At 70.5% G+C, this 14,003-nt stretch carries 9 protein-coding genes and 1 riboswitch; of the genes, 6 read left to right on the forward strand and 3 right to left on the reverse strand.

Features of this window, described 5'->3' with window-relative positions; genetic code table 11:
• Position 1 precedes the first annotated feature (1 nt).
• Together AC3WLB_RS01865 and AC3WLB_RS01870 are read right to left on the reverse strand one after the other, a co-directional pair.
• On the reverse strand, positions 2-619 hold the full coding sequence (locus AC3WLB_RS01865; protein WP_492502763.1) for an ECF transporter S component: 618 nt from the start codon (positions 617-619) through the stop codon (positions 2-4).
• Positions 620-695: 76 nt separating this feature from the next.
• A riboswitch (TPP riboswitch) is annotated at positions 696-806 on the reverse strand.
• A gap of 29 nt (positions 807-835) precedes the next feature.
• A complete protein-coding gene (locus AC3WLB_RS01870) occupies positions 836-1,210 on the reverse strand; it encodes a hypothetical protein (RefSeq protein ID WP_492502765.1) in 375 nt (124 codons plus the stop codon).
• A gap of 104 nt (positions 1,211-1,314) precedes the next feature.
• Between AC3WLB_RS01870 and glgX the strand changes: the two genes are divergently transcribed.
• The 3 genes from glgX to treZ are packed head-to-tail and all read left to right on the forward strand — an operon-like array spanning position 1,315 to position 7,726.
• The gene (gene glgX, locus AC3WLB_RS01875) at positions 1,315-3,516 is read left to right on the forward strand and encodes a glycogen debranching protein GlgX (RefSeq protein ID WP_492502767.1); all 2,202 of its coding nucleotides are present in this window, start codon (positions 1,315-1,317) and stop codon (positions 3,514-3,516) included.
• A 56-nt stretch (positions 3,517-3,572) separates the two neighbouring features.
• Entirely contained in the window at positions 3,573-5,915 is a 2,343-nt protein-coding gene (gene treY / locus AC3WLB_RS01880; RefSeq protein WP_492502768.1) for a malto-oligosyltrehalose synthase, read from the forward strand.
• A complete protein-coding gene (treZ, locus tag AC3WLB_RS01885) occupies positions 5,915-7,726 on the forward strand; it encodes a malto-oligosyltrehalose trehalohydrolase (RefSeq protein ID WP_492502770.1) in 1,812 nt (603 codons plus the stop codon). Before treY ends, treZ begins: the two co-directional genes overlap by 1 nt.
• A gap of 36 nt (positions 7,727-7,762) precedes the next feature.
• On the opposite strand, the gene AC3WLB_RS01890 is transcribed toward treZ, so the two are convergent.
• On the reverse strand, positions 7,763-9,031 hold the full coding sequence (locus AC3WLB_RS01890; protein WP_492502772.1) for a DNA polymerase IV: 1,269 nt from the start codon (positions 9,029-9,031) through the stop codon (positions 7,763-7,765).
• Positions 9,032-9,139: 108 nt separating this feature from the next.
• Here AC3WLB_RS01890 and AC3WLB_RS01895 point away from each other — a divergent pair, with 108 nt between their 5' ends.
• From AC3WLB_RS01895 to AC3WLB_RS01905, 3 genes are read left to right on the forward strand one after another with little or no spacing between them, the layout of a single operon-like run.
• Positions 9,140-10,450: an alpha/beta hydrolase gene (locus AC3WLB_RS01895; protein ID WP_492502774.1), complete on the forward strand. Its 1,311-nt coding sequence runs from the start codon at positions 9,140-9,142 to the stop codon at positions 10,448-10,450.
• A 20-nt stretch (positions 10,451-10,470) separates the two neighbouring features.
• The gene (locus AC3WLB_RS01900) at positions 10,471-12,987 is read left to right on the forward strand and encodes a bifunctional lysylphosphatidylglycerol flippase/synthetase MprF (RefSeq protein ID WP_492502776.1); all 2,517 of its coding nucleotides are present in this window, start codon (positions 10,471-10,473) and stop codon (positions 12,985-12,987) included.
• A 10-nt stretch (positions 12,988-12,997) separates the two neighbouring features.
• Positions 12,998-14,002, forward strand: coding sequence for an aldo/keto reductase family protein (locus tag AC3WLB_RS01905; protein ID WP_492502778.1), 1,005 nt, complete (start codon positions 12,998-13,000; stop codon positions 14,000-14,002).
• Position 14,003 lies beyond the last annotated feature (1 nt).

The following is a 14,003-nucleotide window of genomic DNA, read 5'->3' on the forward strand; positions in this document are numbered from 1 at the left end:
GCTACGCCCTCGCCGTGACCTCGCGCCCGGCGGCGAACCGGTTGAGCGCTCCCGTGCGCGCCAGCGCACGCGCCACCAGCCAGGAGAGCAGGCCCGCGACGACCGCGCCGCCGATGGCACCGCAGACGACGTAGATCGTCTTGAAGTCGAGGCCGTTGCCGGCGTACCAGAGGATGCTGTCGTTGATGCCCATCGCGATGCCCGCGCCCGCCCCCGCGAGCACCGCGACGTAGGCGCGGTAGTTCGCATAGAGGAACGCGGCGAACACGATCTCGGCGCCGAGCCCCTGCACGATGCCGGAGACGAGGGTGAGCACGCCCCACTGGGTTCCCACCAGGGCGGAGACGACCGCGGCGACCAGTTCGGTGAAGACGGCGGCTCCGGGCTTGCGGATGATGAGACCACCGAGCACTCCGGCGAACAGCCAGAATCCGTAGACGAGCGACTGCGCACCGGGGAGCAGTGCTTCGAGGGGGGCACTGACCGGGGTGTAGGTGAGGTTCCAGACCCAGAAGATGAGTCCGGAGGCGACGCCGATGACACTGGCGACGACGATGTCGACGACGCGCCAGCGCAGGACGCGACGCGGAGCGGTGGAGGTTGCGGTGGTGGTGTGCACTGTTCGTGCCCTTTCGTTCCGTGGAAGGGGCACGGGCGGGGGCGTAGCTGCTGTCCGCGTCGCGGACGGTCACTACGCCATTCCCAGAGATGCCTCCCTGCGCTGGCATGATCCAGATCAGGTTCGACGGTCGAAGGTTGAGAACCTTCCTCTCAGCCCGGCTCACCGGACTCCCGTGTGCCTCGAGTATACGCCGCCCCGCGCAGGCGGCGCGGGCTACTTCTTGAGGGCCCGGATCACGCGGGCGAGGGACCAGCCCGCGGTGATGATGAGCGGGATGGAGACCGCGAGGAGCGAGATGAGGTTGGGCTGGAACTTGGCCTCGCCGGCCGTCGTCACGTAGGCGCCGATCGGGATGGCGACCCCGCCACCGCCGAAGCCCTCGCCGTTGGCGTCGCCCGCGCCGAGCTTGTCCGAGGACGCGACCGAGGCCCCAGGGGAGGAGGCCGTTCCGTTCCCGCCGCCGAAGCCCGACCAGACGAGCGCGACGGGAACGATGGTGGCTCCGTCGATCTCGACCGGGTTTCCGTAGGCGGCTCCGACTCCGATGCTGCGGGTGGCGTCGGTGAGGGTCTCAACGAGATTCGGCATGTTCACACGCTACCCGGTTCGAGCCCCGGCGGGTAGGGGCCGGAGTGGCCGTTGAAGTGTCGGCGGATCCGGGTAGCGTGGGCTCCGACCCGACAGGAGATCACATGCAATCATGGCCCGGATCGGCCTACCCCCTCGGCGCGACCTACGACGGGAGCGGCACCAACTTCGCCCTCTTCAGTGAGGCCGCGGAGCGAGTCGAGCTCTGCCTCTTCGACCCCGACGGCACGGAGACCCGCATCGAGCTGACGGAGGTCGACGCCTACGTCTGGCACGCCTACCTCCCGCAGGTGCAGCCGGGCCAGCGCTACGGCTACCGGGTGCACGGCGAATACGACCCCGAGAAGGGCTGCCGGGCCAACCCCAACAAGCTCCTGCTCGACCCCTACGCCAAAGCCACGAGCGGTGAGATCGACTGGGACCAGTCGCTGTTCTCCTACAACTTCGGCGATCCGGATTCGCGGAACGACGACGACTCGGCCGGCCACATGACCTACGGCGTCGTCATCAACCCCTTCTTCGACTGGTCCGGTGACCGCAAGCTGCGCGTGCCGTACAACGAGAGCGTGATCTACGAGGCCCATGTGAAGGGGCTCACCGAGCTGCATCCGGATGTTCCGGAGGAGCTGAGGGGCAGCTATGCCGGTGTCGCGCATCCGGCCGTCATCAGTCACCTCACGAAGCTCGGCATCACCGCGATCGAACTGATGCCCGTGCACCAGTTCGTGAACGACAGTGTGCTGCTCGACAAGGGGCTCAGCAACTACTGGGGTTACAACACCATCGGGTTCTTCGCGCCGCACAACTCCTACTCGTCCACCGGCGACCTCGGTCAGCAGGTGCAGGAGTTCAAGGGCATGGTGAAGTCGCTGCACGCGGCCGGCATCGAGGTCATCCTCGACGTGGTGTACAACCACACCGCTGAGGGCAATCACCTCGGCCCCACGCTCAGCTTCCGGGGCATCGACAACGCCGCCTACTACCGGCTGGTGGAAGACGATCTCCGTTACTACATGGACTACACCGGCACCGGCAACTCGCTGAACGTGCGGCAGCCGCACTCGCTGCAGCTCATCATGGACTCGCTGCGCTACTGGGTCACCGAGATGCACGTCGACGGCTTCCGGTTCGACCTCGCCGCCACCCTCGCGCGCGAGTTCTACGAGGTCGACCGCCTGTCGAGCTTCTTCGAGCTCGTGCAGCAAGACCCGGTGGTCTCGCAGGTGAAGCTCATCGCCGAGCCGTGGGATGTCGGGCCCGGCGGCTACCAGGTGGGCAACTTCCCGCCGCAGTGGACGGAGTGGAACGGCAAGTACCGCGACACGGTGCGCGACTTCTGGCGCGGCGAGCCCTCGACCCTCGGTGAGTTCGCAAGCCGCTTCACCGGCTCGGCCGACCTCTACGAGCACTCCGGCCGCCGCCCGGTGGCGTCGATCAACTTCGTCACCGCCCACGACGGTTTCACCCTGCGCGACCTCGTGTCGTACAACGAGAAGCACAACGACGCCAACGGCGAAGACAACAACGACGGCGAATCGCACAACCGCTCGTGGAACTGCGGCGCCGAAGGCCCCACCGACGACCCGAAGGTGCTCGCGTTGCGCGCCCGCCAGCAACGCAACTTCATCGCGACGCTCCTCCTCAGCCAGGGCGTGCCGATGCTGCTGCACGGTGACGAGCTCGGCCGCACCCAGCAGGGCAACAACAACACCTACGCTCAAGACTCCGAGCTCACCTGGGTGCACTGGGATACCGAAGACCTGCCGCTGATCGAGTTCACGGCCGCGGTCACCCGATTGCGCAAAGACCACCCCACCTTCCGCCGCAGTCGCTTCTTCGACGGCCGGCCGGTCAGGCGCGGCGAAGGCGAACCGCTGCCCGACATCGTCTGGCTGGGGTCGGATGCGCGGGAGATGCAGCCCGAAGACTGGGACTCGAATCTCTCCCGCTCGGTCGGCGTGTTCTTGAACGGCCAGGGCATCCGGGCCCGCGACGCGCGCGGGCAGCGGCTCACCGACGTGAACTTCCTGCTCTATTTCAACGCGCACGACGAACCGCAGGTCTTCACCGTGCCGAGTGCCGAGTACTCCGAGGAGTGGGACGTCGTGATCGACACCGCCGGTGAGGCCGCCGATGCGCCTCCCACGGCGGCGGGAACGCCGTTCACGGTGGAGGCACGGTCGATGGTGGTGCTGCGCGCCCACCAGGAGCCCGAGGTCGAGCCCGACCACTCCGTGGCCGCCTCGCTCACCGCTCAGGCCGACGCGGTGAGCACGGTGGGCCCGGCGACGCCGCTGCTCTCCTGAGCGACGGCCGCCCGGCCCATCGACCTCGTAGTTCCTCCCTCAGACAAGGACTCCGGATGCGCATCCCCCGCTCCACGTACCGCTTCCAGCTCACCGCCGACTTCACCCTCTGGGACGCGGCGCGCCAGATCCCGTACCTGGCGCGCCTCGGCGTGGACTGGGTCTACCTCTCCCCCGTGCTCCAGGCCGAGGAGGGGTCGCAGCACGGTTACGACGTCACCGACCACTCGCGGGTCGATGAGTCCCGCGGCGGTGCGGAGGGCCTGCGGGCCCTGTCCGAGGCGGCGCACGAGGCGGGCCTCGGTGTGCTCGTCGACATCGTGCCCAACCATGTCGGAGTCGCCACGCCGGCGCAGAACCCCTGGTGGTGGGATGTCCTGACCTCCGGGCAGGGTTCGCGCTACGCCGAGGCCTTCGACATCGACTGGGCGGCGGGCGAGGGGCGCCTGCGGCTCCCCGTGCTCGGCGAGGGTGACGACGAGCTCGATGCGCTGCGCGTCGAGCGGGGGGCCGACGGCGCGGCCGTGCTGGCCTACTACGACCACCGTTTCCCCGTCGCGCCCGGCACCGCCGACGACGGCGCCGACGCCCGCACCGTGCACGACCGTCAGCACTACGAGCTGATGAGCTGGCGCCGCGAGAGCACCGACCTCAACTACCGCCGGTTCTTCGCCGTGTCGTCGCTCGCCGCCATCCGGGTCGAGGAGCCGTGGGTGTTCGACGAGTCGCACGCCGAGATCGGCCGATGGTTCCGGGAGGGACTCGTCGACGGCCTGCGCGTCGACCACCCCGACGGCCTCGCCGACCCCGGCGGCTACATCGAGCGGTTGTCGGAGCTCACGGGCGGCGCCTACATCCTGATCGAGAAGATCCTCGAGGGCGACGAGCCGCTCGAACCCGACTGGCCAGCGGCCGGCACCACGGGGTACGACGCGCTGGCCGGCATCGACCGCGTGTTCGTCGACCCGGCCGGCGAGGTGCCGCTCACCGAGCTGGCCCTGGTGCCGGCGGGTGACGGCGAGCACGCCTGGCACACCATGATCCACGGCACCAAGCGGGGCATCGCCGACGGCATCCTCCGCGCCGAGGTGCTGCGGCTCGCACGCGACATCGACCGCACCGGCGGCCTCCCGACGCCCACCGAGAGCGCGCTGGTGGCGGATGCACTGGCCGAGCTCCTGGCGTGCTTCCCGGTGTATCGCTCCTACCTGCCCGCCGGGCGCGAGCACCTCGACCACGCGCTCGCGCTCGCCCGCGACAACCGGCCCGACCTCGATGCGGTGCTGGTGGAGACCGCGGAGGTGCTGGGGCGCACGGGCACGGCGCCGAGCATCCGCTTTCAGCAGACCTCGGGCATGGTGATGGCCAAGGGCGTCGAAGACACGGCGTTCTACCGCTTCACCCGGCTCACGAGCCTCACCGAGGTGGGCGCCGACCCCGATCTGTGGAGCCTCTCGCCGGCCGAGTTCCACGCCGCGCAGAAGCGCCGGCTCGACACCGTGCCGAACTCGATGACCACGCTCTCCACGCACGACACCAAGCGCTCCGAAGACGTGCGGGCGCGCATCTCGGTGCTCGCCGAGATCCCCGCGGGCTGGGCGGGCACGCTCAGCAAGCTGCAGGGGCTGCTGCCGCTCGGCGACGCCTCGTTCGAGAACCTGCTCTGGCAGGCGCTCGTCGGAGGGTGGCCGCTCTCCCGCGAGCGCGCGCAGGCCTACGCGCTGAAGGCGGTGCGCGAGGCGGGGGTGTCGACGAACTGGCTCGACCCGAATCCCGAGTTCGAAGAGCGGATGATCGAGGCCATCGACGCCGTCTACACCGACCCGATCCCGCGCGGGGTGCTGGAAGGCCAGCTCGCCCTCATCCGGGCCGCGGGCTGGAGCAACTCGCTCTCGGCCAAGCTCGTGCAGCTCACCACCACCGGAGTTCCCGATGTCTACCAGGGCAGCGAACTGTGGGATCTCTCGCTGGTCGACCCCGACAACCGCCGGCCCGTCGACTTCGACGAGCGCTCCGAGCTGCTCGGGCTCCTGGAGGCCGGCGAACCGCCGCAGGTCGACGAGACCGGCGCCGCGAAGCAACTCGTGGTGCACGCGGCCCTGCGCGTCCGGCGCGATCGGCCCGAGCTGTTCACCGGGTACCGCGGCCTCGAGGCGCGGGGCACGGCCGCCGAGCACGTGCTCGCCTTCGACCGTGGCGGCGCCGTCACCGTCGCCACCCGCCTCCCCCTCGGGCTGGATCGGCGCGGCGGCTGGGACGACACGACGCTCGAGCTGCCCGAAACCGTCAGCGGTTACGTGGATGCGCTGACCGGCCGGGTGTTCGACGGGCGCGAGGTACGCCTCGCCGCGTTGCTCGAACGCTACCCCGTAGCGCTTCTGGAGAGGATCGACGAGTGATGGGCGACCGCGATTTCGACGTCTGGGCGCCGCGCGCCGAGCGGGTGGAGCTGATCGTCGGGGGTGACGACAGCCCCGGCGCCGCCGACGGCACGGGCGGGGGGCCGCGGACCGCGCATCCGATGACCCGCGGAGACGATGGCTGGTGGCGGCCCGGGGCCGACGCCCCTGCTTGGCGGGCCGGCGTCGACTACGGCTACCTGCTCGATGGCGCAGGCCCCTACCCCGACCCGCGCTCGCGCCGGCAGCCGCACGGGGTGCACGGGCTCTCGCGCACCGACGACCCGACCGAGCACGTCTGGGCCGACGCCGCCTGGCGCGGCTCCCCCATCGACCACGCCGAGATCTACGAGCTGCACCTCGGCACCTTCACCCCCGAGGGCACCCTCGACGCCGCGGCCGGGCGGCTCGAGCACCTGCGCTCGATCGGCGTCACCCACGTCGAGCTGCTCCCGGTGAACGGCTTCAACGGCACCCACAACTGGGGTTACGACGGGGTCGCGTGGTTCACGGTGCACGAGGGCTACGGCGGCCCGGAGGCGTACCGCCGCTTCGTCGACGCCTGCCACGCGGCCGGGCTCGCCGTCATCCAGGACGTCGTGTACAACCACCTCGGCCCAAGCGGCAACTACCTGCCGCTGTTCGGCCCGTACCTCAACGACGCCTCGAGCAACACCTGGGGCACCTCGGTGAACCTCGACCACGAGGGCTCGTCAGAGGTGCGGCGCTTCATCATCGACAACGCGCTGATGTGGCTCGGCGATTACCATGTCGACGGGCTGCGACTGGACGCGGTGCACGCGCTGGTCGACGGCGGGCCGGTGCACCTGCTCGCCGAGCTCGGCGCCGCGGCGGCGGAGCTGTCGGGGGCCACCGGCATCCGGCGCGCGCTCATCGCCGAGTCCGACCTGAACGACCCGGTCATGTTCCTCGAGCGCGACGAGGGGTACGGGCTCGACGGGCAGTGGAGCGATGACTTCCACCACGCCGTGCACGTCAACCTCACGGGCGAGACGAGCGGGTACTACGCCGACTTCGACTCGGTGGGGGCGCTGGCGAAGGTGCTCGAGCGCGGGTTCTTCCACGACGGCACCTGGTCGAGCTTCCGCGGGCGGATGCACGGGGTCGAACTCGATCGTGCCCGCACCGCGCCCTGGCGCCTGGTGGTGGCATCGCAGAACCACGACCAGATCGGCAACCGCGCGATCGGCGACCGCCTGACCGCGACGTTGTCGCCGGACGATCTCGCGATCGCGGCCACGCTGACGTTGCTCGGCCCGTTCACCCCGATGCTCTTCATGGGCGAGGAGTGGGCGGCGTCGACGCCGTGGCAGTTCTTCACCTCGCACCCGGAGCCTGAGCTCGGCACCGCGACCGCCGAGGGGCGCATCGCCGAGTTCGCGAAGATGGGCTGGGACGAGTCGGTGGTGCCCGACCCGCAAGACCCCGAGACCTTCGAGCGCTCGAAGCTCGACTGGAGTGAGATCGACGATTCCGAGCATCCGGAGCACCGGGCGGTGCTCGAGGTCTACCGTGCGTTGGGGGCGATCCGGGCGACGTTGCCGCCCGGCGAGGAGCTCCGGCTGGCCGACGTTCACGTGCGCTTCGACGAGGCGGCGCGCTGGTTGGTGCTCGAGCGCCCGCCGCTCGTCGTCGCGGTCAACTTCTCGGACGCGCCGGTCGACCTCGCCGCGATCGCGCCCGGCTTCGGCACCCCCGTCTTCGCGAGCCACGAGGCCCTGCGCGGGCTCCCCCTGCCCGCGGCGCTCACGGCCCTCCCCCCGCACTCCGCGGCGGTCGCCCGCCCCTGACACGCACCGCGGGCGCCCGCGCGGGCGCGGGACGCGTCAGCGGCGGGTGCCGTTGCGGTCGGCGGTCTCGCCCGAGCGCGGGGCGTTGACGAGCGAGGCGGGGCGCACGATGTCGGTGCCGAAGCGCGCGGTGACGCGGTCGATGGTGCGCTCGGCATCGCGCCAGCCTTCCGAGGGGGCGGTCTCGTCGGCCCAGAGCGCGGGCTGGTGCAGGGTCGCACCCGCCTCGGCGAGCTGCTCCACCCGCACGCCGATCAGCCGGATCGGTTCGCCGCGCGCACCGACGGCCTCGTAGATGGCCGAGACCTCGTCGAAGATGCGTTTGCCCAGATCGGTGGGCTCGTCGAGGGTGCGGGAGCGCGAGATCGTGGTGAAGTCGGCGAAGCGCAGCTTCAGCGCGACGGTGCGACCGACGAGGCCACCCGCCCGCAGCCGGGCCGCGACACGGTTCGACTGGTGCAGCAGTTCCCGCCGCAGCACCTCCGGTGAACGCTCGTCGACGTCGAAGGTGCGCTCGTGCCCGATGCTCTTCTCCTGACTCACGGTCTCCACCGACCGCGGGTCGATGCCCCGGGAGAGCTCGTGCAGCCGGGTGCCGGTGGCCTCGCCCAGAGCGCGCACCAGGGCATCCTGCGGTGTGTCGGCGATGTCGCCGACGGTGCGCAAACCCAGTCGCTCGAGCTGCTCGGCGGTCTTCCCGCCCACCCCCCAGAGCGCTCGCACCGGCAGCGGATGCAGGTACGCGAGCACCTCCGACGGCCGGATGACGAGCATGCCGTCGGGTTTGGCCCGGCCCGAGGCGAGCTTCGCCATGAACTTGGTCGGCGCCACCCCGACCGAGCAGGTCAGCCCGGTCTCGGCCAGCACCCGCTCCCGCAGCCGGGCGGCGATGACGTCGGATTCCCCGAGCAACCGCCGCGCCCCCGCCACGTCGAGGAAGGCCTCGTCGATGCTCAGCGGCTCGACCAGCGGCGTCACCTCGCGGAACAGCGCCATCACCGTGCGGGACGCGTCGCGGTAGAGCTGCATGTGCGGCTCGAGCACGATCGCCTTCGGGCACAGCCGCAGCGCCGCGCCCACCGGCATCGCCGAGTGCACGCCGAACGCCCGCGCCTCGTAGGTCGCGCTGGTGACGACCGCGCGTGCCGAACGGCCGCCCACGATGACCGGTTTGCCGCGGAGTTCCGGATGCGACAGCAACTCCACCGAGGCGAAGAACGCGTCCATGTCGACGTGCAGGATGGGCGGACTGGGCTCGGCGACGCGACCGGGATCGCCCCCGGGAGCCGACAGTTCCGCATCCATACCCCGAGCCTAAACGGCGTTCTCCCAGAGATCGCCCAGTCCGTAGGAAAATACTGATCGACGCCCGGCCATCGCCGGCCGCGCGCGCCGAGCCGACAGGAACCATCTGTGACAGCACTCCTCGACGTCGGGCTCCTCTCGGGGCCCTTCGTCATCGCGGTGTACGCGGTCGCAGCCCTCGCCGCTCTCCTTCTCCTGGTCGTGCGCCCCGGCCCACGCTGGCGGCGCTCCTACTGGTTCGTCGCCGCCCTGCTCGCGGCGGTCGTCGGCGCGGCGGTCGGTGTCGGGCTCACCTGGCTGCTCAACGACACCCTCGACCTGTTCGGCGCCGAACTGACCCTCACCGTGCGCACCTGGATCGCCATCGGCTTCGCCGGCTTCGGTGTGGCGATCGCCTCGTTCTGGCGCGGCACCTGGCGGCGCCGCATCGCCGCGGTGCTCGCGATCATCCTGTTCGCCGGCACCACCGCCATGACCATCAACATCGACTTCGGCCAGTACCCCACCCTCCGCAGCGCGCTCGGCCTCAGCGCCTACGCGGGCGACGTGCTGCCCACCATCGCGAAGCCCGACCCGGCCACGCAGCCCAGCATCGCGACGTGGACCGCGCCCGCCGACCTGCCCGCCCAGGGCGCCGTGGGCGAGGTCGCCATCCCCGCCACGGTCTCGAAGTTCCCCGCCCGGAACGCCGTGGTCTACCTCCCGCCGGCCGCCCTCACCGCGAACCCGCCGAAGCTCCCCGTGCTCATCATGCTCTCGGGCCAGCCCGGAAGCCCGGATGCGCCCCTCAACACCGCGAAGCTCCGCCAGAGCCTCGATGCCTACGCCGCTGCCCACCAGGGTCTCGCGCCGATCGTGGTGTCGCCCGACCAGCTCAGCGCCCCCACCGTCAACCCGATGTGCGTCGACTCGCCGATCGGCAACTCCGCCACCTACCTCACGGTCGACGTGCCGGCCTGGATCACGGCCAACCTCCCCGTGCTCCCGAACCCGCACTACTGGGGCATCGGCGGGTACTCGCAAGGGGGCACCTGCTCGATCCAGCTGGGCGCCGCGCATCCGGAACTCTTCGGCGCCATCCTCGACGCCTCCGGTGAGGAGTTCCCGAAGATCGGCGACGCGCAGACCACCATCGACAAGGGCTTCGGGGGCGATGCCGCGAAGTACGCCGCGGCCTACCCCGCCGCGATCATGGCCGCGCACGCCCCCTACAGCGACATGTTCGCCGTGTTCGGAGTGGGCAGCGACGACAGCGCTTACCTGCCGGGCATCCAGACCCTCTACAACGACGCGCAGGCCGCCGGAATGACGGCCACCTACGTCGAGGCGCCGGGCAGCGGCCACGACGCCACCACCTGGTCGTACGTCTTCGCACAGGGACTCGGCCTCATCGCCGATCACTGGGGCCTCAACCGGTGAGACGCTGAGCAGGTGCGGCAATGACACTCTCCCCCACCCCTGGCACAGCGGATGCGCGCGGTCGCCTCCTGCGCGAGGCGGCGGGCCGGGCGCGCTCGATACCGGTCACCTGGGTGGTGCTCGGGCTCGTGCTCGCCGCGAGCATCGTGCGGTTGACGATGCGCCCCGGCCGGGCGCGCGGCGGGATCGATGCATTCGTATCGACCGGGTTCGACACCGTGTTCGTGAACCACGACTGGGTCTCGACCATCACCTCGGTGTTCTTCGTCTGGAACCCGGTGGTGCTGGTGTTCGTGGCGGTCGCCATCGTGATCGGGCTCGGCTGGGCCGAGCGCCGGATGGGGCACTGGCGCACCGTCGTCGCGTTCGTGACGGTGACCGTGCTCGGCATCGTGCTCGGACTCGTCGCCGAGGAGCTCGGCGTGGTGCTCGACCTCTACTCGGCCGAGATCACGCGCACCCACCGCACCGTCGACCCGATCATCGCCGTGGTCGGTGTGGTGATGGCCGCGAGCGCGTTCGCCGGGCCACTGCTGAAGCGGCGGGTGCGGATCGTCGGGTTCGCCGTCATCCTCGTCTTCGTGCTGTACTCGGGGCACCCCTCCGACCTGTACCGGTTGTTCGCGGCGGTCGTCGGACTGCTGCTCGGCCTGGTGCTCGCCCGCACGCGTCTCGTGGTGCGCCGCCCCCGGGCCACCCGCCGCGAGACGCGCACCCTGCTCGCCGCGGTCGTCGCCGTGACCGCGCTCGGACCGCTGGTGACCATCGCGGCGCCCACCAGCACCGGGGTGCTCAACCCGCTCGGGCTGCTCTTCCGCGACCCGCTGCGCGACTACGCCGCCATCGCGGCGCACTGCCAGACGGGCGATTACACCCGCCACTGCGTGAACGCCCTCGCGCTGTCTCGCCTCGACGGCCCGGGTGCCGTGCTGCTCACCCTGCTGCCCCTGGTCGCCCTGCTCGTGGCGGCGTGGGGCATCCAGCGCGGGCGGCGGGTGGCACTCTGGCTCGCGGTCTGGATCAATGTCGCGCTGACCTTCCTCGCCGCCGTCTACTACGGGTTCCTGCCGCTCCTGTCGAGTTCGGAGTACACGGCGTTCCAGACCGCGGCCGCCGATGACTTCCGGCCGTTCGAGACGGTGTCGGCGCTGGTGCCGCTCGTGATCGCGATCGTTCTCGTGGCGTCGCTCCGCCTCTTCCCCGCCGAGGTCGGCGCCTGGTCGACGCTGCGGTTCTTCGGGCTCGTCGCGGTGCTGTTCGTGGGTCTGTCGCTGCTGTACCTCGCGATCGTCTACCCGGCCCGCGGCCAGTTCAGCCCGACGGCCGAGCTCGGCGACCTGCTGCTCGATTTGCCGGAGCGCTTCGTGCCGGTGAGCTTCCTGTCGTTCGAGCCGAAGGACATCTTCCCGGTGGGGCCGGTGGCGGTCATCGCCTCGCAGTGGGTGGGGCCCGTGTTCTGGGGGGCGCTCATCGTGCTGGCGTTCCTCAGCATGCGGCACGTGCATCCGCCCGGCGCGGTCACCGACGAGGCGCGGGTGCGGGAGCTCCTGCGGGCCGGATCGGGCGGCACGCTCTCCTGGATGACGACCTGGACCGGCAACCACTACTGGTTCGCGCCCGACGGCGGCGCGGTGGCCTACCGCGTGGTGAACAACGTGGCCATCACCACCGGGGACCCGCTGGGGCCCGAGCCCGCGCATCCGTCGACCGCCTTCGCGTTCGCGACCTACTGCACCGACCGCGGGTGGACCCCGGCGTTCTACTCGGTGACGGATGCGGTGCGCGACGCCCTGGGCGAGGCCGGCTGGTCGTCGTTGCGGGTGGCCGAGGAGACGATCGTGCACCCGGCCGAGTGGTCGCTCGAGGGCAAGAAGATGCAGGACATCCGCACCTCGATCAACCGCGCGGCGAAGGAGGGCGTGCGCGCCGAATGGCGGTCGTACGGGGAGTTCGGGCCGTTCGTGACGGCGCAGATCCAAGAGATCTCGGAGTTGTGGGTGGCGGAGAAGGACCTGCCGGAGATGGGGTTCACCCTCGGTGGGGTGGACGAGCTGCTCGCACCCGAGGTGCGGCTCATGGTGGCGCTCGACGAATCGAACCGGGTGCAGGGGGTGACGAGCTGGCTGCCGACCTACAGCGACGGACGTGTGGTGGGCTGGACCCTCGACTTCATGCGGCGGCGGCCCGACAGCATGAACGGTTTGATGGAGTTCTTGATCGCGCAGACGATCCTCCGGGCACGCGACGAAGGTGTGTCGTTCGTCAGCCTCTCCGGCGCACCGCTCGCCGTGGCGGGGTCCGGGCGCGAGGAGCAGGCCACGGGCATCCTGCCCTTCCTCAGCCGCACGCTCGAGCCGGTGTACGGGTTCCGGTCGCTGCTGCGGTTCAAGATGAAGTTCCAGCCCTCGTTCCAGCAGCTCTACCTCTGCTACAGCGACCCGCTCACCCTGCCCGCGATCGGCCTGGCACTGGGGCGTGCCTACCTGCCGACGCTTTCGGCACGACAGGCCGTTCGGGCGCTCTCCGGTCGGGAGTAAGTTGTGGGGTATGAAGTATCGATACCTCGGTAACAGCGGACTCAAGATCTCGGAGATCACCTACGGCAACTGGCTGACCCACGGGTCGCAGGTCGAGAACGACACGGCCGCGCAGTGCGTGCAGGCCGCCCTCGATGCGGGCATCACGACGTTCGACACGGCGGATGCGTACGCCAACACGGCCGCCGAGACCGTGCTCGGCGATGCCCTGGCCGGGCAGCGGCGCGAGTCGCTCGAGATCTTCACGAAGGTCTACTTCCCCACCGGCCCCCTCGGGCCCAACGACACCGGCCTCTCCCGCAAGCACATCAGCGAGTCGATCAACGCGTCGCTGCGGCGCCTCAAGACCGACTACGTCGACCTCTACCAGGCGCACCGCTACGACTACGAGACCCCGCTCGAAGAGACGATGCAGGCCTTCGCCGACATCGTGCGGCAGGGCAAGGCGCTCTACATCGGCGTGAGCGAATGGAACGCGTCGCAGTTGCGCGCGGCCCACGCGCTCTCGAAGGAGCTCGGCTTCCAGCTCATCTCGAACCAGCCGCAGTACTCCATGCTGTGGCGGGTGATCGAGGAGGAGGTCGTGCCCACCTCGCGCGAGCTCGGTATCTCGCAGATCGTGTGGTCGCCGGTCGCCCAGGGGGTGCTGACCGGCAAGTACCTGCCTGGCCAGCCGGCGCCCTCGGGCAGCCGGGCGACCGACGAGAAGGGCGGCGCCGACATGGTGAAGACCTGGATGCGCGACGAGGTGCTCGAGCGCGTGCAGCAGCTCGCACCGGTCGCCGCCGAACTCGACCTGACGCTCGCGCAGCTCGCCATCGCGTGGGTGCTCGCGAACGACAACGTGGCGTCGGCGCTCATCGGCGCGTCGCGGCCGGAGCAGGTCTCCTCCAACGTCAAGGCGTCGGGCGTCACGCTCTCGCCCGAGGTGCTGGCGCGCATCGACGAGATCATCGGTGACCTCGCCGAACGCGACCCCGCCAAGACGACCTCGCCGGCGCACCGCCTCACCTGAG

Source organism: Herbiconiux sp. FW305-C-125 (genome assembly GCF_058783455.1).